This is a genomic window from Mycobacterium sp. E2238, from assembly GCF_001672665.1.
GTDB lineage: Bacteria > Actinomycetota > Actinomycetes > Mycobacteriales > Mycobacteriaceae > Mycobacterium.
This window is the reverse complement of record NZ_LZKF01000170.1, coordinates 14,326-36,038: the sequence shown is the minus strand read 5'-3', so window position 1 is coordinate 36,038 and position 21,713 is coordinate 14,326. Positions and strand designations below refer to the sequence as shown.

At 67.3% G+C, this 21,713-nt stretch carries 23 protein-coding genes; 10 read left to right on the top strand and 13 right to left on the bottom strand.

The window, feature by feature from the left end; translation table 11 throughout:
• Positions 1 to 100: 100 nt before the first annotated feature.
• Positions 101 to 316, top strand: coding sequence for a hypothetical protein (locus A5711_RS15510; protein ID WP_067947957.1), 216 nt, complete (start codon positions 101 to 103; stop codon positions 314 to 316).
• Between the two features lie 11 nt (positions 317 to 327).
• Here A5711_RS15510 and A5711_RS15505 read toward each other — a convergent pair whose 3' ends face one another.
• Together A5711_RS15505 and A5711_RS28055 are read right to left on the bottom strand one after the other, a co-directional pair.
• Positions 328 to 837, bottom strand: a complete 510-nt coding sequence (locus A5711_RS15505) for a hypothetical protein (protein WP_231987488.1) — start codon at positions 835 to 837, stop codon at positions 328 to 330.
• A 14-nt stretch (positions 838 to 851) separates the two neighbouring features.
• Positions 852 to 1,100: an excalibur calcium-binding domain-containing protein gene (locus A5711_RS28055; protein WP_369806106.1), complete on the bottom strand. Its 249-nt coding sequence runs from the start codon at positions 1,098 to 1,100 to the stop codon at positions 852 to 854.
• A 149-nt stretch (positions 1,101 to 1,249) separates the two neighbouring features.
• Between A5711_RS28055 and A5711_RS15495 the strand changes: the two genes are divergently transcribed.
• Positions 1,250 to 2,275: a TIGR03617 family F420-dependent LLM class oxidoreductase gene (locus A5711_RS15495; protein WP_067947953.1), complete on the top strand. Its 1,026-nt coding sequence runs from the start codon at positions 1,250 to 1,252 to the stop codon at positions 2,273 to 2,275.
• Here A5711_RS15495 and A5711_RS15490 read toward each other — a convergent pair.
• From A5711_RS15490 to A5711_RS15480, 3 genes are all read right to left on the bottom strand, one after another.
• Positions 2,265 to 3,896, bottom strand: coding sequence for an Nramp family divalent metal transporter (locus A5711_RS15490; RefSeq protein WP_067947951.1), 1,632 nt, complete (start codon positions 3,894 to 3,896; stop codon positions 2,265 to 2,267). The genes A5711_RS15495 and A5711_RS15490 overlap by 11 nt on opposite strands.
• On the bottom strand, positions 3,893 to 5,230 hold the full coding sequence (locus A5711_RS15485) for a magnesium transporter MgtE N-terminal domain-containing protein (protein ID WP_067947950.1): 1,338 nt from the start codon (positions 5,228 to 5,230) through the stop codon (positions 3,893 to 3,895). The genes A5711_RS15490 and A5711_RS15485 overlap by 4 nt, the downstream gene beginning before the upstream one ends.
• Before the next feature lie 225 nt (positions 5,231 to 5,455).
• Positions 5,456 to 6,202 carry a sensor domain-containing protein gene (locus A5711_RS15480; protein WP_067947948.1) on the bottom strand — a complete coding sequence of 249 codons (747 nt, stop codon included), beginning with the start codon at positions 6,200 to 6,202 and terminating at the stop codon, positions 5,456 to 5,458.
• Between the two features lie 146 nt (positions 6,203 to 6,348).
• Here A5711_RS15480 and A5711_RS15475 point away from each other — a divergent pair, with 146 nt between their 5' ends.
• Positions 6,349 to 6,723 (top strand): VOC family protein, encoded by a 375-nt coding sequence (locus A5711_RS15475; protein ID WP_067947947.1) that lies wholly within the window; start codon positions 6,349 to 6,351, stop codon positions 6,721 to 6,723.
• On the opposite strand, the gene A5711_RS15470 is transcribed toward A5711_RS15475, so the two are convergent.
• The gene (locus A5711_RS15470) at positions 6,715 to 7,602 is read right to left on the bottom strand and encodes a DMT family transporter (RefSeq protein ID WP_067947945.1); all 888 of its coding nucleotides are present in this window, start codon (positions 7,600 to 7,602) and stop codon (positions 6,715 to 6,717) included. The two genes, A5711_RS15475 and A5711_RS15470, sit on opposite strands and share 9 nt — an antisense overlap.
• Positions 7,603 to 7,728: 126 nt before the next feature.
• On the opposite strand from A5711_RS15470, the gene A5711_RS27635 reads away from it, so the two are divergent.
• Positions 7,729 to 8,859, top strand: coding sequence for a TIGR03086 family metal-binding protein (locus A5711_RS27635; protein ID WP_231987487.1), 1,131 nt, complete (start codon positions 7,729 to 7,731; stop codon positions 8,857 to 8,859).
• A gap of 225 nt (positions 8,860 to 9,084) precedes the next feature.
• On the opposite strand, the gene A5711_RS15460 is transcribed toward A5711_RS27635, so the two are convergent.
• Positions 9,085 to 9,477 carry a hypothetical protein gene (locus A5711_RS15460; RefSeq protein WP_067947943.1) on the bottom strand — a complete coding sequence of 131 codons (393 nt, stop codon included), beginning with the start codon at positions 9,475 to 9,477 and terminating at the stop codon, positions 9,085 to 9,087.
• Between the two features lie 168 nt (positions 9,478 to 9,645).
• Here A5711_RS15460 and A5711_RS15455 point away from each other — a divergent pair, with 168 nt between their 5' ends.
• Positions 9,646 to 10,821 carry a thiolase family protein gene (locus tag A5711_RS15455; protein WP_067947941.1) on the top strand — a complete coding sequence of 392 codons (1,176 nt, stop codon included), beginning with the start codon at positions 9,646 to 9,648 and terminating at the stop codon, positions 10,819 to 10,821.
• A 44-nt stretch (positions 10,822 to 10,865) separates the two neighbouring features.
• Here A5711_RS15455 and A5711_RS15450 read toward each other — a convergent pair whose 3' ends face one another.
• The gene (locus A5711_RS15450) at positions 10,866 to 11,420 is read right to left on the bottom strand and encodes a hypothetical protein (protein ID WP_197500894.1); all 555 of its coding nucleotides are present in this window, start codon (positions 11,418 to 11,420) and stop codon (positions 10,866 to 10,868) included.
• 162 nt (positions 11,421 to 11,582) lie between these two features.
• Between A5711_RS15450 and A5711_RS15445 the strand changes: the two genes are divergently transcribed.
• Positions 11,583 to 12,326, top strand: coding sequence for a 3'(2'),5'-bisphosphate nucleotidase CysQ (locus A5711_RS15445; RefSeq protein WP_067947939.1), 744 nt, complete (start codon positions 11,583 to 11,585; stop codon positions 12,324 to 12,326).
• Here the strand turns inward: A5711_RS15445 and dmpG are convergent.
• The 3 genes from dmpG to A5711_RS15430 are packed head-to-tail and all read right to left on the bottom strand — an operon-like array spanning position 12,242 to position 14,936.
• A complete protein-coding gene (dmpG, locus tag A5711_RS15440) occupies positions 12,242 to 13,339 on the bottom strand; it encodes a 4-hydroxy-2-oxovalerate aldolase (protein WP_082975747.1) in 1,098 nt (365 codons plus the stop codon). The genes A5711_RS15445 and dmpG overlap by 85 nt on opposite strands.
• Positions 13,336 to 14,277 carry an acetaldehyde dehydrogenase (acetylating) gene (locus A5711_RS15435; RefSeq protein WP_067947988.1) on the bottom strand — a complete coding sequence of 314 codons (942 nt, stop codon included), beginning with the start codon at positions 14,275 to 14,277 and terminating at the stop codon, positions 13,336 to 13,338. Before A5711_RS15435 ends, dmpG begins: the two co-directional genes overlap by 4 nt.
• Positions 14,278 to 14,297: 20 nt before the next feature.
• Positions 14,298 to 14,936: a TetR/AcrR family transcriptional regulator gene (locus A5711_RS15430; RefSeq protein WP_067947937.1), complete on the bottom strand. Its 639-nt coding sequence runs from the start codon at positions 14,934 to 14,936 to the stop codon at positions 14,298 to 14,300.
• A 95-nt stretch (positions 14,937 to 15,031) separates the two neighbouring features.
• Here A5711_RS15430 and A5711_RS15425 point away from each other — a divergent pair, with 95 nt between their 5' ends.
• From A5711_RS15425 to A5711_RS15415, 3 genes are read left to right on the top strand one after another with little or no spacing between them, the layout of a single operon-like run.
• The gene (locus tag A5711_RS15425; protein WP_067947935.1) at positions 15,032 to 16,618 is read left to right on the top strand and encodes a bifunctional 3-(3-hydroxy-phenyl)propionate/3-hydroxycinnamic acid hydroxylase; all 1,587 of its coding nucleotides are present in this window, start codon (positions 15,032 to 15,034) and stop codon (positions 16,616 to 16,618) included.
• The gene (locus A5711_RS15420; RefSeq protein ID WP_067947933.1) at positions 16,615 to 17,475 is read left to right on the top strand and encodes an alpha/beta fold hydrolase; all 861 of its coding nucleotides are present in this window, start codon (positions 16,615 to 16,617) and stop codon (positions 17,473 to 17,475) included. Before A5711_RS15425 ends, A5711_RS15420 begins: the two co-directional genes overlap by 4 nt.
• A complete protein-coding gene (locus tag A5711_RS15415) occupies positions 17,472 to 18,479 on the top strand; it encodes a VOC family protein (protein ID WP_067947930.1) in 1,008 nt (335 codons plus the stop codon). Before A5711_RS15420 ends, A5711_RS15415 begins: the two co-directional genes overlap by 4 nt.
• A 102-nt stretch (positions 18,480 to 18,581) precedes the next feature.
• On the opposite strand, the gene A5711_RS15410 is transcribed toward A5711_RS15415, so the two are convergent.
• The gene (locus tag A5711_RS15410) at positions 18,582 to 19,487 is read right to left on the bottom strand and encodes a haloalkane dehalogenase (protein ID WP_067947928.1); all 906 of its coding nucleotides are present in this window, start codon (positions 19,485 to 19,487) and stop codon (positions 18,582 to 18,584) included.
• Positions 19,488 to 19,602: 115 nt separating this feature from the next.
• On the opposite strand from A5711_RS15410, the gene A5711_RS15405 reads away from it, so the two are divergent.
• Positions 19,603 to 20,331: a DUF2652 domain-containing protein gene (locus A5711_RS15405; RefSeq protein ID WP_067947926.1), complete on the top strand. Its 729-nt coding sequence runs from the start codon at positions 19,603 to 19,605 to the stop codon at positions 20,329 to 20,331.
• Here the strand turns inward: A5711_RS15405 and A5711_RS15400 are convergent.
• Entirely contained in the window at positions 20,328 to 21,470 is a 1,143-nt protein-coding gene (locus A5711_RS15400; protein ID WP_369829943.1) for a MalY/PatB family protein, read from the bottom strand. The two genes, A5711_RS15405 and A5711_RS15400, sit on opposite strands and share 4 nt — an antisense overlap.
• Positions 21,471 to 21,713: the final 243 nt, after the last annotated feature.

The following is a 21,713-nucleotide window of genomic DNA, read 5'->3' as shown; positions in this document are numbered from 1 at the left end:
GGATTTGCCAGATCTCCGGGAACACTGTTCGCCGTCGGCTTTGTCGGCAAATGGCCGATTAGCTCGATTGAAAAGCCGCTGGCAGGGATAATCACGTCCCATGGCTGAGTTTCGCGTCGTCGACCCACGTGGGCGGGTTGTCGCGACGAAGGATTTCGCCGACGCGGAGTCCGCGCACGCCTGGTTCATTCGTTCCATTGGCGGCAGCACCGAGCTGGGCTGGCGCATGGAGGTCAACGATGACGGGCAGTGGGCTCACTTCGACGACACCCAAGGCTTTACCGCTCCGGTAAGCCACCGTCCCCCGAAGCGCTGAGCACGCGGGCGTCAGCCGGGCCCGATGACGAAGCAGCGGCCGCCGACGCTGCTGAGCAAGACCTCTTGCACCGCGGACGCCGCCACGCTCGTGAATCCGAACCGATGCACTTGTTGATCGGCGGCGATGTCGGCGTCCTGGGATTCGGTGGTGCCATCCTTCTTCCGCACCAACGCAGTGATCTTGGCCGGCTGGGACGGGTCCTTCGGGTCACGGAAGTACCACACCTCGATCCCGGCGCCTGAGGAATCGGCGCGCCACCCGTCGGCGTAGTAACACGCCGGATTCCCCTCGGCATCCGGAGGCGGTGGCGAGCATATCGATAAACCGACGCACGCCGGCGTGCTGGTGGTCGCGGGAGAGCCGACTGAGCTCGGTGCGCTCGAACTCGGAGGCGCCGACGACTTCGTCGCGCTCGAACTGGACGCGTTGGGCGGTGCGGCGTGCTGCGACCCGCACGCCATGAGACCGGCACAGGCCACCGCGATGACGGCGAGCCACCGCACCGTGGACACGGACATCGAGCGCCGCAGCCTCAGTGGCAGACTTCGCACGCGATGCCGTCGCCGTCACGATCGAGCGGCGCCCGGTATCCCGGCTGTCCCGCGTAGATCGGGGCGGCGCCGGCGGCGCACGCCGCTTTGCAGTTCGGGTAGTAAACGCTGCCGCCCGTCGTCGGTGAAGTCGTTGTCGTGGTTGTCGTCGTCGGCGGGGTGGCCAGGGCCGGGGGAGCCAGGGCAATTCCCACTGCGATTGCTCCAGCGATGACCAATCCACGAAGCATGTTCGAAAGCCTCCTATTAGCGAAACGGCGGTGGTTGCTGTTGCCTACAGAGCTAACACTGTGAACCGGCCGCCCAGCAAGAGGCGAATATCGCCGGCGCGGTTGTCCCGCGGCCCAACCAGCGCCCGGCCCCACGTAGGCTCCGAGGAATGCACGTCGACGCGATGACGGTCCCGCAGCCGCTACACCAGATCGGCGACCTGGCCCGGCGAACGCAATCCGGCGGATTCTCCGGCTTGCTGTTCACCGAGACGGGGCGCACGGCCTACCTCAACGCCGCCGTGGCGTCGCAGGCCGCTCCGGGTCTCGAGCTGTCCACGGGCGTAGCGGTGGCCTTCCCGCGCAGCCCCTTCGTCACGGCGGCCACGGCGTGGGAGCTTCAGGAAGCGACCGGCGGAAACTTCCGGCTGGGCCTGGGCACCCAGGTGCGCACGCACGTCGTCCGGCGCTACGGCGTGGCGTTCGAGCGGCCCGGCCCCCGGCTGCGCGACTACTTGTTCGCCGTCAAGGCGTGCTTCGCGGCGTTTCGATCCGGGACGCTCGAGCACCACGGCGACTTCTATGACCTCGACTTCATCACCCCGCAATGGAGCCCGGGTCCCATCGAGGCGCCCGATCCGAAAGTCGATATCGCAGCGGTCAATCCGTGGATGCTGCGGATGGCGGGCGAAGTGGCCGACGGGGTGCACGTGCACCCACTCGGCGAGCCGGGCTACATCGCCCGTCACGTGCTGCCGAACATCGCCGACGGGGCGGCCAAGGCGGGACGCTCGCCGTCGGACCTCGCGGTGATCGTTCCGGTGATGACCATCGTCGGCGACGGCGACGAGGAGCTCCACAAGCAACGCGAACTGGTGCGGGCCAGCATGGCCTTCTACGGCAGCACACCGAATTACGCGTTCATCTGGGACCAGGCCGGGTTCGAGGGCACGACCGCCCGGATTCGGGAAAAGCAGAAGGCCGGGGACATCGCTGGCATGGCGGCCCAGGTCAGCGACGACCACATCGCGGTCTTTGCCACCGAGTCGACGTGGGACGGGCTGGCCGACGCGCTGAGGGAGAAATATGCCGGTAAGGCCACGCGGCTCGTGCTTTACAACGCCGTGGGCGATCCCGAGCGTTTCGAGCGGTACGGCGAGGTGGCCCGCCGAATTCGGCAAGCCGTCAGTGACTGAGCTGTATTGCTTTGACCACCAATAGCAATGCGCCGAGGATCAGATAACCGCGCAGCGCGATCATGCCCAGACGGGTGCCCGGTGACCAGGTGACCGGCTCCAGCAGGGCCAACGGTGGCATGCGCCAGGTGTTGCGATCCACTCCCCGTGCCGGAAGTGGCGCCGGGGGCGCTGCGGGTTGCCGGCGAGCCATCCAGCGCAACGCCGGCACGGCCGCCGCCGCGAGGACGATCAGGACCAGGGTTAGATAGCCGGCGACCGCGACGACATCGAGTTTGGGGAACAGGGTGGTGGCCATCAGGATTCCGGACAGCAAAAGCAGCGTGCCCACAATCAACCCGGCGACCCCGTTGAGCCAGGGGCGATTGACCCACGGTCCCAACACTTCCCGATCATTGCACAGCAGCAGCAGAAAGACGCTGGCACTGGGCAGCAGTAGCCCGGCGAGGGCCTGAACGGCGGTGGTGATCAGGCCGAGCGGAGCGCCCGGTATGAGGACGATGGCGGCGGCCAACACCACCATGGCGGTGTAGGAGAGGTAAAACTGCTTGGCATCGGCGAATCCGCGGTGCAGCGAGTGCTTCAGGCCGAACACGTCACCGAAGGCGTAACTGGTGGCCAGGGTCACCGCGGCGGCGCCGATGATCGAGGCGTCCATCAGCACGATCGCAAAGATCCAGCCGAGCGTCCCCCGATGTTCCCCGAGTAGGTGTGCTGTGGCACCGGCATCGGTGAAACCACCGATGGTGTTCGTGGAACGTGCCGCCCATTCGCCGGTCATCACCAGCGCCGCCGCACCGATGACGACGACGAAGGCGCCCAGCACGGTATCGGCGCGTTCGTAGCCGATGAAGCGCGGGGTGATGCGCTTGTCGACGACGTTGGACTGCTGGAAAAACAGCTGCCAGGGCGCCACGGTGGTGCCGACGATGGCGATGATGAGCAGCACCGCGTCCGAGCTCACGCCACCCGAAATGCGGGGTATCACGAAGGATTTCGCTGCCTCGCCCCACTGCGGGTGGGACATCAGCAGCATCGGGATCTGCAGCAGGGTGACGGCGATGAAGACGAACATGGCGCGCTCCCAGCGCCGGAAGCTTCCGCTCGCCATGATCGCGACCAGCGCCACCGCGGAGACCGGCACCACCACGTATTTGGAGACACCGATGTACTGGGCGGCCAGGCTGATGCCGATGAACTCGGTGACGATCGTCAAGAAGTTCAGCAAGAACAGGTCGCCCACCGAGAACCAACCCCAGCCGCGGCCGAAGCGCTCGTTGATCAACCGCGCGTGTCCGACGCCCGTGACCGCCCCGAGCCGGACCACCATTTCCTGGTTGACGATCAGCACGGGTATCAACAGCAGCAGCACCCACAGCAGGGAGTAGCCGTAGTTCTGCCCGGCCTGGGCGTAGGTGGCTACGCCGCCGGCGTCGTTGTCGCCGACCATCACGATGATCCCCGGACCGACGATCGCCAGCAGGGTCAGCAACCGTGTCTTCCAGGTGCGTGCGTGCTCGGTTTCGCCGACGCTGATCCGTCCGAACGCGCCCTCGATATCACCCAGGTGCGCGGTGTCGAGCACCGCGCTCGGTGCCGTCTCTTCGCGACCGGCCGTCACGGCGTGTTACCTCCCGGCACGCGCGCGTTGGGGGCATCGGAGGGGGCGAGCTCGCGGATGGGGCGCGGCGCCGGCTCGCGCCGACGCCAGTCTTCGGGGATGGTCGCCTCGAGCACATCGTCGACGGTGACCACCCCGAGCACACGGTCCTGTTCGTCCACCACCGGGATGGAGTACAGGTTGAAGTCGGCCATCAACAGCGCGACATCAGTCAGGTCCGCATCGGCGGTGACCCGCACCGGGTCCGAATCCATCAGCCGCTCAAGGGTTTCACCGGGCTGGGCCTGCAACAGCGTGATCACCGAGACCACCCCGTCGAGTCGTCCGTCCGCGTCGAGAACATGCACCTTGATGAGCGCCTCCGGCTGTATGGTGCTGGCGGTCGCGATCAGCTCCAACGCCTCGGCCGCCGTCGTGGTCGCGGCGCACGATACGAAGTCGACGTTCATCAGGCCGCCGGCGCTTTCGGGATTGAAGCCCATCAAGGTGATGACCTTGGTGCGCTGCGGGCCCGGCATCAGGTCCAGCACGCGGCGGCGTCGCGACTGGCGCAGGTCGGCGATCGCGTCGGCCGCGTCGTCGGCCCGCATCCGGCCCAGCAGCGCGGCAACCTCGTTGTCGGGCATGCCGTCGAGGAGTCGGCTGGCCTTCTCCGGCTCCAGTTCTTCGAACACGTCGGCTTCCAGTTCGGGGTCGCTGCGCACCCGGTCGAGGATCTCGCCGCCCTCGGCCTTGTCCGCCTCCTCCAGAAGATCGGCGATCTCGGCGGCTTTGAACTCACCGAACCGATCCGACAGGCGCCGCACGGCGTCGGAGCGAGCGTCGCCGATCAGCGGTTCGAACGCCTTCCAATCGCGGGCCGCGTGCCCACCGGACGGCTTGATCAGCCCGAACAGCCGCGGTGGCCGTCGAGTGTCCACGCGCGTCAGCATCCATGCGCCGCCGATATCTTCCAGCTCCACGTCGTAGGCGCGAATCAGCTCCACGTTGGCCACGTCGATCAACCGGTGGCCCAACACGTCGGCGCGCAACAGCACCTCGCCGTTGCGGCGCTCGAAGCCGCGAAGGTCAACCTTGTTCTTGGTCAACAGGACTCGGTCCGCGGTGTATTCATCGATGGACTTGTCGCCGATGAACACGCGCCGACCGCCGACCCCCGCAACGATCCCGGTCACCAGTGGATACTCGTCGGCGCCCCGCAGCCGGACGATCACGTCCTCGACCCGGCCGACGGTTTCCCCGGCGCGGGCGATCACCGGCGCGCGCAGCAACTGCGACAGGTGAATCACCGGTCGCTCCCCGCTGCGTTCGGCCGCCCTCTCCGATCCGCTCATTCGTTCCTCCTCGACACTCCGCGACCGACCCTTCGAGCAGGCTGCACGAAACCGGGTCGCGACATCGTGTGCAGCTACGGCTTACCGCCAGGATCGGTGGTGGCGCAAGTGTCGTCGCTGACCGGCCGCAAGATCGTACGCCGGGGGCGTGAACACTAGCTACTGCAGGCAGGTGAACGGGCGGCGACCAAAGGCGTTCGGCCGGCGCGCAGACCGGTGCTTCGCCTATTGCTTGTCGATCTTCGCCGCGATCTGGTTGGCGATTTGGACACCGAGATCTCCGACGTCCCTGCGACAAGCGTCGACGTCGATGACGACGTTGCTGCGCACCGTCAGTGCCCGCTGGCAGGGCATGGTCACGTTCCCGCTGCTTCCGTTGATGGTCACCGTCACGGGAGCGCTGAGAACTCCGTTGGCGTTGGAGACCTGCCCCACCTTCCACTGCAATTCGGGTTGGCCGCCTTCGGCGGGAACGGTGTCCTGACGGTCGGCGCAGGCCGGCCAGCGCTGAGACGAAGCGGTGTAAAAGGCTGTCGCCTGATCCGGCGAAGGAAACAACACCACGAACTGGTCTACGTCCGGCCTTTCCATCTCGGTCGCACCTGCCGGTGCGGGCGCGACGTCGTGATAGCCGTAAACCGCGCTGTTCCCGCTGTCGGCATAAACGGCTGCCAGGGCCGCGCGGATGGCGTAGTTGCATTCGGCGGGAACTGTGTAATCGCTGCGCTTGACGGGGTCTTCCGCCAGAGCGGTTTTCGGCGGGTCGCTATACGTACCCGTGACGCCGAGCGCGGTGTCCAGCTCGTTCGGGCTGAGCATCAGGTTGGCCAGCTGATCTTTCGTCAGTGGGCCTTTCGGCGAAGCCGTGGTGGCCGTGGTGGATGGCGAGGCGGTGCCGCCACCACTGTGGCCGCAACCGGAGAGCAGGATTCCGGCAGCGGCAACGGCGACCGCGGTTTTCAGCTGGCGCATGTCGAGGGCCCTTCCTGCCTGAGCCCCCGCTCAAGCATTTCGCGCACCCCCGGCGCGTCGCATATTGACAACTTATTGGTGGACGAAGCGTACGACGACAGCCTTCCGCCGCGAGGACATTCGGAGTCAAGGGATATGTTCGATGCGTGTCCGCAGTCAACTTCACATCGGTAGCGCCGATCGTCCCGGTCCTGAATCTGGACGCCGCCCTGGATCGCTATCGACGACTCGGCTTCGACGCGCGCGCATACGAAGGTCCTGCTCGCTATGGGTTCGCTGACCGCGGATCGGTGTCGATTCACCTCACCGAATGGGACGAGCACGACCCACTGCGCACGGCCGCCAGCGTGTACTTCTACGTCAGTGACGCCGACGCCCTCTACGCGGAGTGGGCGGCACTGAAAGATCTCGGCGGCCGCCTGATCCCACCGCAGGACACGGACTACGGTCTGCGCGAATTCGCCTACGTCGATCCGGACGGTACGGCGCACCGAGTCGGCTCGCGCATCGGATCAGGCTGATACCGCGGGCTTTTCGTCGGCTGGCGGGGCGCCGGTGGCCTGGCTGTGGGCCAGGGCCACCGTGGCCGCCGCCATCACCGCGACCGACAGGCCCAGTGCCACCAGGCCGACGTCGTTGGTTCGCAGCGTCTCGCCCAGCACGGTGACACCGAGCACCGATCCGACGACGGGCTCGGCGACGGTGACCGCCGGAAGCGATGCGGTGAGCGGGCCGGCCCGAAAGGCCGATTGTTCCCAGGCCGTGGCCGCGATCGCCACCACCACCCACACGTACAGCTCGGGTAAGCGCAGTAACGCCGGGATGCCGTGGTCGAGTTGGTCGACAACGCCCTTGGTCAACACCGAGAACAATCCCCACAGCGAGCCGGACATGAGGCCCAGCAACAACGCGCCGACCGCGCCCGGAAATATGCGCGCGCCGATGACACACAGGATCAGGGCCGGACCCATGACCAACGCCACGATGGTCCACGTCTGCACCGACCCGCGCGGCGTTCCCTCCTGCGGGTCGCCGACGGTTACCACCACCGCCACCGCGGCCGCCAGTAATACGGCCCAAATCCCTTGGAGCACACTGATTCTCCGGTGGTTCACCCGAGCGCTGATGAGCAACGCGAACAGCAACGACGTCACCAAAATTGCCTGCACGAGCACCACCGAACCCAGTCCCAGAGCGGCGGCCTGAAAGCCGAACCCCGCGCCGGCCACCAGGCTGCCGGTCCACCATTGGCGATCGCGAAGCAGCCGGCGGAACAGCGCAAGGGTGCCGACCGGCTTATCGGTGACCTGCTGGGCGGATCGCTGCTGGATGACGTCTCCGATACCAACCATCAGGGCGGCGGCGACCGCGAGAAGCGCTGCGATATCTGTCTTGCCCACGCGGACCTCCTGTGTAACCGGCGCTGCGAGCCTAGACTTCTGGACGGTACGCGGCCGACGGTAGCGGAAATTTTTCCTGCTAGGACATTAGGAGGCTGCCGCATGACCAGCCGGCGACTGTGGCGTGTGCTCGTGGTGCTGCCCGCCATCGCGGCAGCTGTCTTCGCAGTCCTCTATCTGCTCTTGCTCGGCTGGGGAATGCTGATGCGAATCCAACGTGTCAGCGACTGGACGCGCCAACTGACCAAGCGCGGGAATCCCTATCTACGCACCGTCGCCGGAACCCGACTGGGAATGTTGTACTTCAACCTGAGCGCACTGCGGCACGTCGGCCGGCGCAGCGGCCGAACGTATGTGACGCCGTTGAGCGCCTATCCGCTCGGAGATGGCTTCGTGCTGGCGGCGGCGTACCCCCATGTCGACTGGTTGGAGAATGTGCTGGACGCCGGTAAGTGCCGGTTGACATGGAACGGCGGCCAGTATGCGCTCGAAAGGCCCGAATTGATCCCGCGTGCGGAAGCGATAAGGGCCTACCCACGCCTGGTGCGGCCTTTCCTGGCAGGCGCCGCGGGACAGAACAAGTTTGTGTGGCTGCATCGCGCTGAGACGTTGGACGGACCGCGGCCGCGCAGTGATTCGAAGCTGTCTTCTGGCAAGGAGATACACGCAATGGACGACACGACATCCACGATCGGCGGGATGGCTACCGAGGCGCTCGATCTCCTCATCGAGGCCGTCGACCGCATTTCACCGGACGGCTGGGACCAGCCATCCAACCTCGAGGGCTGGAGCCTGCGCGAGCTGGTTGGTCACGCCACCGGCAGCGCAGCGAAAGTCGTGACGCTCGTGGAGAACGGCGAGATCTGGGGAGGCCCCTCACAGCCGTCGGAATGGATGTGCGACAAGCCGGCGGCGCGGCTTCGTGAGCTGGCGACGCGACTACGGGACGCGCTGCCAGGCACCGACTTCGACGGGATGCGGACATCGCCGGAAGGCGAGGTTTCGTTGCATCGTGCGCTGACCTATCCCGTCTCGGACTTGGCCATGCACGCCTGGGACATCCATCGCTCACAAGGGCGGCTGATCGAGCTGCCCGAGGACCTGCTGACGCTGAGCCGCGCGCTGGTGGAGTCGGTGCCGGAGCAGATGTTGCGGCGGCCGGGTGGCTTCGGTCCGGCCCAGGCCGCACCGGCGGATGCGACGCCGACGGCCCGGCTGATGGCGTTCCTCGGGCGTTCAGTCGATGCCGTGGCGTGACTGCGCTTGCGGCACAACGTGGTTGGTCTGATCACGTCGGCCGCATCGGTCACAGGGGCCACACCAGTCCCCGCGCCGGGAGCCGCACAAATTGCCCGCCTCCGAGCGACAACAGCGGGCGACGGAACGTGGAGCCGCGACACGCGCACAGTGTCGCTGAGAGCCGGGCACTTCGAGCATCCCTCGGGCTGGGGACGGCTGTGGCACGCGTGACCACCGTGAAAGTCAGCTGTTACGGCTGATCTTGAGCGCGGTGGTGATCATCGGGATCTGCAGGGGTAGCCGCGCCAGGGCGGCGATCCGCATCGGCCAGGGCTTGTTCCACCACAACCGGCACATGTTGACGTTGGCCGGGAACACACCGATGAACAACACGGCCGCCGCGAGCGCGGCCAATCGCCGGGTGCGTCGCGGCAGTAACGCCGCCCCGACGCCCACCTCGGCCACACCGGACGCGTAGGTGTAGAACCGCGGGTTTCCGGGCAGCTCGGCGGGAACGATGGTGTCGAACGGTTTGGGCGCTAGGAAGTGAAGCGTCCCCACGCCGAGGAGCATCGCAGCGACGCGGTACGCGGCCAGCTGGGTGGTGTCACGCTCGGCGGCTGATCTGGTTGTCATGGGCCCATTGTGTCCTGTGTCAGAACATCGACCGGTCGGCTCTCGTCGTCCTCCCGCGCCCGGTGAACTTAGGCCGTTTACTATTGGCCATACGGTATTTGTTACGATTCGCGTTATCTGCTGACATCCGCGCTGCCCATCGCAGCCAGACCCGTCGAGGTTGAAAACATGGCTACACCCGTCATCGTCGGAGCCGTTCGGACGGCGATCGGCCGCTCCTTCAAGGGCACGCTCGTCAACACACCGCCCGAGACGCTGATCACCGCGGTGCTTCCCGAGGTGGTGCGCAGATCCGGCGTTGACCCCTCCGCGATCGACGACATCATCTTCGCCGAATCACATTATGGCGGTGGTGATCTGGCGCGGTATGCGGCCACCGCGACCGGTATGGAGGACATTCCCGGTCAGTCGGTGAATCGGCACTGCGCGGGCAGCCTGACCGCCATCGGCAACGCCGCGGCCCAGATCGGCTCCGGGATGGAACGCGTGCTCATCGCCGGCGGGGTGCAGTCGTTGTCGATGACGCCGCTGACGAACTGGCGCATCCCCGGCCCCGAGCTGAAGTTCGAGGAGCGCTGGATGCCGCCGACCCATGTCGAGACCCCCGATGCGCCAGCTAAGGACATGTCGATCACGGTCGGCTGGAATACCGCACAGGCGGTTGGCATCACTCGTGAAGAGATGGACGCCTGGGCCGCGCGGTCCCATCAGCGCGCCATCGCGGCCATGGACGCCGGCAAGTTCCTCGACGAGATCGTCCCGCTGAAGATCACGCAGTTCGACGGTTCGGTGACCGAGTTCTCCGTCGACGAGCATCCCCGCCGGGACACCACCGTCGAGAAGCTCGCCGGGCTCAAGGTGCTGCACCCCGAGATCGAGGGATTCTCGATCACGGCGGGCAACAGCAGCGGCACCAATGACGCCGCCGCGGCGGTGGCGCTCGTCGACCGTGACTACGCCGCCGCCGAGAACCTGAACGTGATGGGCACGGTACGGGCGTGGGCGGCCGCGGGTGTCGCACCCAGGGACACGGGCCTGGGGGCCGTCAAGGTCATCGGCAAGGTGCTGCAGCGGGCCGGTCTGTCCGTCAACGACGTGGCGCTGTGGGAGATCAACGAGGCATTCGCTTCCGTGCCGATCGCGGCGTGCCGGCAGTACGGCATCGACGAGGAGAAGGTCAACTTTTCCGGCAGCGGCTGCAGCCTCGGCCACCCGATCGCGGCATCGGGTGCGCGCATGGTCACCACGCTGGCCTATGAGCTGGCCCGCCGGGGCGGCGGCATCGGCGTCGCGGCCATGTGCGCGGGCGGCGGCCAGGGCGGCGCCGTGGTGATCGAGGTCTAGCGGCGATCGCGAGCGCGGCGGGTCGCCGCCATTACGTCTAGCGGCTAGTTGCAGTACGTGTAGCCGATGAATTGGGTGCCGCGCGTGTCGCCGCTCGAGTAGTTGGCGAAGTGCACCGCCGGCTGCCCGTTGTATTGGGCGTTCATCTTCTGCACATTCGGTGGCGGGACGCCCTTGGGGAAGGCCAGGATCATGTCGGCGAAGATGTTCAAGCCGACCTGGCAGATGGCCTCGCGCCGCGGCGGTTGCGGATTCCACGCGTGTACGACGACCGGTTCGGTCAGTTGATACCCCGCTGCGCAATTCGGGTCGCAGACCTTGAACACGGCCGTGCCGGTCCCGTCGGCGCCCTGCGGCCCCCACGAGCTCCACGACATGTCTTGCAGCGCAACGGCTACGCTTGCGCAGCCCAGCACGTTGAGCCGCTTCGGGCGCTCGACCGGCGGGACGGACAGGTTGTAACAACCCGGGATGGCAAAGCTCTGCGGTGGTGGCGGCTGGGCGCTGGGTGGCCCGGCGCCGTGGTCGTCCTCGGCCAGCTTCGCCCCCACGAAGGCGAGGACGCCGCCCAGCGCGACCACCGACACGATGCCGACCACGATCAGACGCCCCCGTGGAACGCGTCGCAACCGGCTCAATAAAGGAACGTTGCCCCCGCTCACATCACCAGATTACGGCCGAAACCTCCCACCCGGGGTGGGGCCCGTCAGCGTTGTCTTGGCAGGGTAAAGTTGGTCAACGCTACCAACTTAAGGATTGTGATGGCCCTGCAACTGACGGACGACCACGAACTGGCCGCACGGTTGGCCACCGAGGCGGGCCGGCTGTTGCTCTCGGTCCGGGAAGAGTTCGCCGGCGCGGAAGCGAGCGAGCGGAAAGCCGCGGGGGACAAGCGATCCCATGACTACCTGATGGCGGCTCTCGCCGACGAGCGGCCCGAGGACGCCGTGCTGTCCGAAGAGGGTATCGACAATCCGGTCCGGTTGCGCTCCGAGCGCGTGTGGATCGTGGATCCGCTCGACGGGACGCGGGAATTCTCCGAGCTCGGGCGCGACGACTGGGCCGTGCACGTCGCGCTGTGGGAGGCCGGCGAGCTGGTTGCCGGCGCGGTAGCGCTGCCGGCGCAGGGCATCACCCTCGCTACCCCCGAGGTCGAGTCGCCTCCCTCGGTGCCCGGCAAGCCGCGCATCGTGGTGTCGCGCACCCGGCCGCCTGCCATCGCCCTGACCGTCCGCGACGCGCTGGACGGGGTGCTGGTCGAAATGGGTTCCGCCGGCGCCAAGGTGGCTTCGCTCATCCAGGGGTTGTCGGATGTCTACGTGCATGCCGGCGGCCAATTCGAGTGGGATTCGGCCGCCCCAGTTGCCGTGGCCCGAGCCGCCGGTCTGCATACCTCGCGGATCGACGGGTCAGCCCTGGCCTACAACCGATCAGACCCGAAGTTGCCGGATTTGGTGGTCTGCCGGCCCGAGCTGGCGGAAGCCGTACTGGCCGTCACGCGCTGAGGCCCATCAGCGCCGGTGAGGTCGAGGGCGATGTCGACGAGCATGTCCTCCTGGCCGCCCACCATCCCGCGCCGCCCGGCCTCTTCGAGCAGCGTGCGGGCGTCGATGTTGAACCGGGTGGCGGCCGCCTCCGCGTGCCGCAGAAAGCTGGAGTACACGCCCGCGTAGCCGAGGGTCAACGTCTCGCGGTCGACCCGCACGGGCCGGTCTTGCAAGGGCCGGACGAGGTCGTCGGCCGCGTCCTGCAAAAGATGGAGATCGCAGCCATGGCTCCAGCCAAGGCGGGAGGCCGCGGCGATGAAGACCTCCAGCGGCGCGTTCCCGGCACCCGCTCCCATGCCCGCCAGGGAGGCGTCGACGCGGTAAGCGCCGTGCTCGACGGCGGTGATCGAGTTGGCGACGCCCAGCGCCAGGTTGTGGTGGGCATGGATGCCGATCTCGGTTGTGGGCAAAAGGGTTTGGCGCAGGGCGCAGACTCGGTGACCGACATCGCGCATCGTCATCGCGCCGCCCGAATCCACGACATAGACGCAGGTGGCGCCGTATCCCTCCATCAGCTTGGCCTGGGCGGCCAGGCCGGCGGGACTGGTCATATGGCTCATCATCAGGAAGCCGACGGCGTCCATGCCCAGGGCGCGGGCGGCGGCGAGATAAGGGGCGGCGATGTCGGCTTCGGTGCAGTGGGTGCCGACACGCACGACGGTTGCGCCGGCGCGCTGCGCGTCCCTGAGGTCGCGCAGGGTGCCCACACCCGGCAGGAGCAGCGTCGCGATCTTCGCGTTATCGACGGCGGCGGCGACGGCCTCGATCCATTCGTCGTCCGTGTGCGCCCCGAACCCGTACACGCAGCTCGAACCCGACAACCCGTCACCGTGAGCGACTTCGATCGAGTCAACCCCCGCTTCGTCGAGTGCCCGGGCGATGATCGTGGCCTGCTCGATGCTGTACTGGTGGCGCACCGCGTGCATGCCGTCGCGCAGGGTCACGTCGCTGACATAGATGCGTTGGGTCATGTTGTGGCACCGGCAGTTTGGGCGGGCCGCATGGCATGCAGAGCCAGGCGCTCGGCGGTGGCCTTGGCGGCGGAGGTCATGATGTCGAGGTTCCCGGCGTAGGCGGGCAGGTAGTCGCCGGCGCCGGCCACCTCGAGCATCACCGTGACACGGGTGCCGGTGAACTTGCCGGTTTCAGGTATGCAGAGCGGATCGTCATGGCCGAACACCTCGAATTGCACGTCTTGCTTCAGCCGATAGCCGGGCACGTACGCGGCGACCCGGGCGACCATGTCGAGGATTTGGTTCTCGATCGAGCGGTGGTCGACGTCCCCGTCGACGAGGCAGTACACGGTGTTGCGCATGGGCACCGGGGGTTCGGCGGGGTTGACGATGATGACGGCCTTGCCGCGCTGCGCACCACCGACGACTTGTACTGCGGCGGAGGTGGTTTCGATGAATTCGTCGATGTTGGCCCGGGTGCCCGGGCCCGCGGACTTCGCCGAGATCGACGAGACGATCTCGGCGTAGGAGACGATTCCCGTCCTGGCGACGGCGGCAACGATCGGCACCGTTGCCTGCCCGCCGCAGGTCACCATGTTGAGGTTGGGTGTGTCGAGGTGGTCGTCAAGGTTGACCACGGGCACGCACATCGGGCCGACCGACGCGGGCGTGAGGTCGAGCATTCGTATCCCGCTGTCTCGCAACGCCGCCCAGTTGGCGCGGTGCGCGTCGGCGGAGGTGGCGTCGAAGGCGAGCTTCATGCGGGCAAAGTCCGGCATGCCCAGCAACCCGTCGACGCCTTCGGCGGTGACCGGCACGCCCATTCGCCGCGCCCGGGCCAGCCCGTCCGAGTCACGGTCGACTCCCACCATGGCGGCCACGGTGAGCGGGCCGTCGGCACCCAGGATCTTGAGCATGAGGTCGGTGCCGATGTTGCCCGATCCGATGATGGCCACCGGCCATTGCTCGACGGGGGTCACTTGGTGTTCTCGGCGGCCATGCGGAGGGCGCCGTCGTGCAGGGCGGCCGCGTGCAACTCGAAGAGCGCCGGCAGGTCGACGGAATCCCCGCCGATCTCCTTGGCGACGAACAGGCCATCGGCCCCGGCGATCCCGTAGGTGACCAACTGGCCGACCTGTGCATCGGTCAACCCGGGCGCGAGATCGCGGATGGCGGGCGTCAGCGTCTCGAAGGCCCGGTCGCGGACCTCCAGGAACATGGCCCGGGCGCGCGGTTCGACGGGCCGTCGCTCCAGGGCGAGCATCAAGCCGAGTCGCAGAAAATCGGGTGAGTCCAGCAGCGCCTTGGCGATCTGCATCGCCACCGCAACCAAGCGCTCGCGCGCGGTCCCCTCGGCGGGCATCTGCCATGCCGAAAGCCAGTGCGCGAAGCTGCGTTCGATGACCGCGGCGATCAGATCATCCTTGTCTTTGAAGTGCCAGTAGATGGAACTGGCCGGCAGGCCGCACTTGGCGCTGACCAGGCCGATGCTGGTGCCCTCGTAGCCGCGTTCGCTGGCGATCTCGGTGGCTGCGTCCAGGATGCGGTTTCTGGACGCTTCGCCGTCGACGCGGCGGCGCCTGTTCGACTTTTGCGGCTTGTCGTTAGCGGCCACTGAAACTCCTCGCTGGAGGTCCTTGACTCTGTAGTGATCGCTACATTACCGTAGCGATCACTACATAACAAGCCCGACACGAAGGCGAGAGGGCAATGAACGAGCACCCGACCTATGACGTAGCGGTGATCGGCTATGGGCCCACTGGCGCCACCGCCGCGAATCTCCTTGGTGGCATGGGGCTTAACGTCGTCGTCATCGAGCGCGACCCCGACGTGTACGGGCGGGCGCGGGCGATCTCGACCGACGAGGAGGTGATGCGGATCTGGCAGTCCGTCGGCTTGGCGGACCGGCTGCAACGGGACATGCTGCCCGACCGGCCGCTGGCGTGGGTCGACGCCGACGGGGTGCCGTTCGTCGAGACCACCATGACATCCCGGGGCTGCGGGCACCCGCCGCAACAGTTCCTGTACCAGCCCGCGGTCGATCACGTGCTCCGGGAGGGCGTCGCCCGGTACCCCAACGTCGAGGTATTGCTCGAACACGAATGCCTGCGCGTGGTCAATGGCGACTCGACGGCCGAACTGATGCTCGCCGACCTGCGCACCGACACCTTCAAACGCGTGAAGGCCTCATATGTGATCGCCGCGGACGGCGGAGCGTCGCCGACCCGCGGCCAACTCGGAGTCGGATACGAAGGACGCACCTACGCCGAACGCTGGGTTGTCATCGACACCAAGGTGATCCGCGAGTGGGACGGTCACGACCGGTTGCGCTTTCACTGCAACCCCGCTCGTCCGACGGTCGACTGCCCGACTCCGCTGGGGCATCACCGCTGGGAGTACCCGGCCCGAGCCGGAGAGGACGAGAAGCGACTCGTCACCCATGAGGCCGTGTGGGAGGTCCTGCACGAGCAGGGCATCACCGAAGAACAGGTGAAGATCCTGCGTGCCGTCATCTACAGCCACCACGTGCGCGTCGCGGACCGCTGGCGCGTCGGGCGGGTCTTCCTGGCCGGTGACGCGGCGCATGCCATGCCGCCCTGGATCGGCCAGGGCATGTCGGCGGGCGTGCGCGACGTGGCCAACCTGTGCTGGAAGCTAGCCGCGGTGGCGCGCGGGCACGCGCCCGACGCACTGCTCGACAGCTACCAGGCCGAGCGCAAACCCCACGTCACCGAGGTCACCCGTCGGGCGGTACGCAACGGACGTCTCATCACCGAGCGCCGAAAGTCGTTGGCATTCCTGAGAAACCACTTACTGCGCGCGCTGATCCGGCTCCCCGGCGTGCTCAAAGCGGGGCAGAGCCTGATTTGGATTCCGCCCGCGCACTACCCCGACGGGTGTTTCACGTCCGAGGCGCACGCCGCGGTCGGTTGGCAGCTGCCGCAACCCTGGGTCACCGACGCCACCGGTAGGACGTTGCGGGCGGACGACGTTCTCGGCGGGGGCTGGGCGGTCCTGCATCTCGGTGCGGCGCCGCCGGGTGCCGATCGGTGGGCGCGGCTGGGCGCTCGCGTTCTGGCCATCAAGGCCGGCGCGCCGCAGGCCGGTGCGATCCGCGACGACGACGGCACGCTGACCCGGTGGCTTCGCAGCAAGAAGGCGGTGGCGGTGGTGCTGCGCCCCGACGGATTCGTCTTCGCCGCCGCCGGCGAGGGCCGTTCGCTGCCGGCACCGCCGAGAGGCTTCACCGACCTGACGCCACCCGTCCCGGCCACCCCGATCGGAGTCACCGCATGATCACCAGGCAGTTGGACGAGCGGACCGTCAGCGTCGCCGGGAAACCCATCTTCGTCTCCGAGACGGGAAACGGACCGGCCGTTGTCATGCTGCACGGCGGTGGCCCCGGTGCGTCGGGAGTGTCGAACTATTCGCGCAATATCGATGCCCTCGCAACGCATTTCCGGCTTATCGTTCCCGACATGCCCGGCTACGGCAGGTCGGTGAAGGGCGTCGACCACGACGATCCGTTCGGTTACCTGGCCGACATGATGCGCGGCCTGCTCGACGAGCTCGGCATCGATACCGCCCATCTCGTCGGTAACTCGTATGGCGGCGCGGCGGCCCTGCGGCTGGCCCTGGACACCCCGCACCGCGTCGGAAAGCTGGTGCTGATGGGGCCGGGCGGGATCGGCACCACGAGGGGCCTGCCCACACCCGGATTGCGGAGCCTGCTGTCCTACTACGGCGGCGACGGCCCGAGCCGCGAGAAGCTCGCAGAGTTCATCCGCACCTATCTGGTCTACGACGGTGCCGAGGTGCCCGACGACTTGATCGACCTGCGCTACCGCGCGTCGATCGATCCGGAGGTGGTCGCGGACCCGCCGCTGCGCCGCCCCTCCGGCCCGACGGCGCTGCGCACCCTGTGGCGGATGGACCTCACCCGAGACGGCCGGCTGCGCAGCCTGACGACACCGACGCTCGTCCTATGGGGCCGCGACGACAAGGTGAACCGCCCGTCGGGCGGCCCCCTGCTGTTCAACGCGCTGCCGAACGCGGGCCTGGTGATGACCTCGCACACCGGGCACTGGATGCAATGGGAACGCGCCGAACTGTTCAACCGGCTGGTCATCGATTTCCTGGAGAACGAGCGATGAGCCCGTCGGTTTTCGGCCGGGTCCACCTCGGTTACGTGGTGATCGAGACGCAGAGGTTCGGCGATTGGCGACGATTCGGCCGTGACGCCATCGGCATGCACTGTGACGACGCGACGACCGACGATGCCATGCGGTTCCGCCTCGACGAGAACGAGTGCCGGTTCTTGCTGCAACGCGGCCCCGCGGAGGACGTCACCGCGGTCGGTTGGCAGCTGGACGACCACGACGCCTTCGACACCGTGCTCGCGCGGGTGACCCAGCATGGTGTGCCCGTGACGGAGGGCACCGAGGAGGAGGCGGCGCTGCGCGGCGTGGAGCGGCTCGTCCGGTTTCGGGGACCGAACGGCCTGACCCAGGAGGTCTTCACCCGCGCACGTCCCGGCGCGGCGCCGTTGCGCATGGTGGCGGGTGGCGGGTTCGTCACGGGCGCAGCAGGTTTGGGGCACGTTGCGGTCGCCACCACAAAGCCTCATCAGCTTCGGGGCTACTACGACGCGGTGTTGGACGCGCGGTTGTCCGACTACATCGACGAGACGATCAGCGGCCTCAGATTCAAGATTCGCTTCCTGCGGTTCAACGAGCGGCACCACACCGTGGCGATCGCTTCGGTCAACCGACTGCGGCTGAACCCTATCCGCACCCGGGTCCAGCACGTCAACGTCCAGGTCGCCGAACTCGACGACATGACCGCCGCCTACCAGCGGGTCAAGCAACTGGGCTTCCGGATGGCGCTCGGGGTGGGCCAGCACACCAACGACAAGGAGCTGTCCTTCTACGCCGTCACGCCGTCGGGGTTCGAATGGGAAGTTGGTTGGAATCCGGTCGTCGTCGACGAGGCCACCTGGGAACCCACCACACACCAGGGCATCAGCATCTGGGGCCACACTCCAGAAGGACAGACGATCATCGACAAGCTCACCCAGTTCAAGACGGGCGCCGCGTCGCTGCTACACGACGAGGACGCAGTTCCGGCTCTGTCAGGGGCGGGCATCCCAGACCACTGATCGACAGGGGAGCGGCGATGTTGCGGATCGACACTCACCACCACGCCATACCGGCCGTCTGCCGAGAGTTGTTGAGAAAAGCCGGGTTTGACGCCGACGCTGTCAGCGCAGCGCCTGCTGCCAGGACAGAATGCGTTCGGCCAGTTCGGGTCCGGAGTCTTCTTGAATGAAGTGACTGGCGCGGATGCGGGCGTGCGGCTGGCCCGCGGCGCCGGGAATGTGCTTGATCAAGGGCCGGTCCGCTTGGCCGAGGATGGGGTCCCGGGCCCCGAAGATGGCGAGGAAGGGCTTGTCCCATTGGCCCAGCGCTTTCCAGGCGGCCCTATTCGCCGGGATCGCCGGATCGTCCGGTGATGTCGGCACCAGTTGCGGGAAGGCGCGGGCCCCCGCCTGATATGTCTTGTCGGGAAACGGCGCGTCGTACCCGGCCCGCACCCGGGCGGAAACGCGGCGGACGGTCCCCACGGAGACGATGCGGCCGGCGGGCAGCACGGGGGAGTAGCGCGCGAAAGCCCGCCAGACGTGGAAGGCGGGCGGCGTGGGGCGATCCGCGGTGGGCAGGAAACCGTTCGCCACCACGAGTCGAGCGAAGCGATCCCCGTGCTCGGCGGCGATGCGCAGCCCGATCAGCGATCCCCAATCCTGGACGAACAGCGTCACGTCCTTGAGGTTCAGGCGCTCGAACCAGGCGGTCACCCATTCGACGTGGCGCTGGTACGTGTAGTCCTCCATCCGGCTGGGCTTGTCGGAGCGACCAAAACCGATCAGGTCGGGCGCGAGCACGCGGTTTCCTGCGTCGGCCAGCGGCTGGATCATCGTCCGGTAGAGGTAACTCCACGTGGGTTCCCCGTGCAGCAGCACGATCGGCGGTCCGTCGGCCGGGCCCTCATCGAGGAAGTGCATCCGTAGCGGCTGGGTGTCGCTCGCCGCCACGTCGAGGTAGTTCGCTACGAACGGATAGCCCTCCAGGTTTTCGAATCGGGAGTCCGGGGTTCGTAGCACATGCATATTCAGCTCCTCCGGTGGGCGGGCGCCTTGAGTTAGCCTCTCTCGACAACGCGAGTTCGTCTAGTGGGAGATTTCATTGGGCTAGGCGTTGGGCGGACATTAAACTCGTTTGTTCATGGCGATTCGGCGCGCGGTCCTGATCATTGCCGACATCAGCGGCTATACCCACTACATGCAGTGGAACCGCACCCACCTGGCCCATGCGCAGTTGACGGTTGCGGGTCTGCTGGAATCGGTGATCGACGCCGGCAGAGGCCTGAAGCTAGCGAAGCTCGAGGGTGATGCCGCGTTCTTCTGGGCGCCCGACGGCGACGCCAAAGTGCTGGTGTGCGACCGGCTATCTCGGATGCGGGAGGCGTTCATCGCCCGGCGTGAGCGCTTCCAAAAGGATCTGGCCTGCGAATGTGCGAGTTGTGCGCAGTTGGACAAGCTCTCGTTGAAGTTCGTCGTCCACCAGGGTGAGGTGGCCGAGCAGCGGGTGAAGCGCCACACCGAGCTCGCGGGCTTCGATGTCATCCTGGTGCATCGCATGCTGAAAAACTTGGTGCCCGTGGTCGAATACGTGCTGATGACCGACCCCGTCGCGGCGTGCCTCGACGAACCGGTGCGCTCACTGTGCATACCGCTGACCCACGTCTTCGACGAGATCGGGGAGACCCCGACGCACTACCTCGACCTCGCGACGTCGCAGGTTTCGCTGGCACCGGCCGAGTCCACGTTCCTGCGCCGGCTCGGGGCGACGGTCAAGCTGGAGTTGAGCTCACTGCCGTTCGTGCTCGGCTTCAAGCGGCCCGCCGAGGGCTTCCGCAACTTGGGCCGCGGCGCCGAGGAGATGCCGGCCTAGCGGGCGTGGGCGAGGGCGCGGCCCATCCGGGACACGGCCTCGGTGAGGATCGCCCCCGACGTCGCGAAGTTCAGTCGGACGTGCCCCGCGCCGCCGGTGCCGAAGACATGGCCGGAACTGAGCGCCACCCGGGCGTGGTCGAGGAACCACCGAGCGGGCCCGGACAGGTCGGCCACCACCGCGAGGCCGTCGGCGGCGTCTTCGGTGAAGCCGAGCTCCCGGCAATCGAGCCACGCGAGGTAAGTTCCTTGCGGCCATTGGTATTTCACCTTCGGCAGGTGCTCTGCAACGAGGTCGCCGAGCAGCGTCCGGTTCCGATCCAGGCCGCGCAGTAGGTCGTCGAGCCACTCACCCCCGGTGCGGAAGGCTTCCGCGTGGGCGATGACGCCGAGGTGGCTCGGCCCGTGGCTGACCTCTTCCGGCATCCGGCGCAGGTCCGCGACCGCCTCCGGTCCGGCGATGGCGAGCGCCGTCTTGAGCCCCGACAGGCTCCAGGCCTTGGATGCGGACGTCAGGGCGAAGGCGTTCTCCGCGCCGGGCACGGTGAGGTAGGGGGTGAACCGCGATCCCGACAAGACGACGGGCGCGTGGATCTCGTCCGATACCACCCGGACGCCGAACCGGCGGGCGAGCTCGGCGACGGCCCCGAGTTCGTCGGCCGTGTGCACCGATCCGGTGGGATTGTGCGGGTTGCACAACAGGTACGCGACGTTTCCACCCTTTGCCCGGGCGCGCGCGAAGGCGTCCGCCAACGCGTCCGGATCGATTCGGCCTTCGGCGTTCAGTGGCGCTTCGACGACTTCGCGGCCGTCGTGCGTGACGAACGCGTAGAAGGGGGCGTACACCGGCGGGTTGACGATGACGGCGTCGCCCCGGTCGGTGACCAGACGCAACAGCTCGACGGCGCCGAGCATGACGTCCGGGACGATCGCGGTGTGAGTGACGTCCAGGTCGTGCCACTGCCACCGCTCGGAGGCGAATTGACTGACCGCTTCGGCCAGCGCGGTGCCGCACGGATATCCGGTGTCGCCGTTGTCGATGGCCGTCCGCAGGGTCTCGGCCACGGTGGGGGCCGGCATGACGTCCATCTCGGCGACCCACAGCGGCAGAACGTCGGCCGGATGCGCGCGCCATTTCATGCTCGTGCGGAGCCGCAGTTGCTCCAGCGTGAGCTCCTCGAGCGGGTTGAAGGTCACGCCCGCAGAGTAACCGGCCCCAGCTACCCGCCGACAAACGCGTGCTGCGGGATCGTCAACGGCAGGCCCACCGCACTGAGCAATCCCGGTTCTGCCGCAACGACATACGGTACGGCGTTCACGCCGCGCCGCCGGGCCTGCTGAGTCGCTGGACATCCCCACGCCGCTACCGCTTTACGTCTTCGA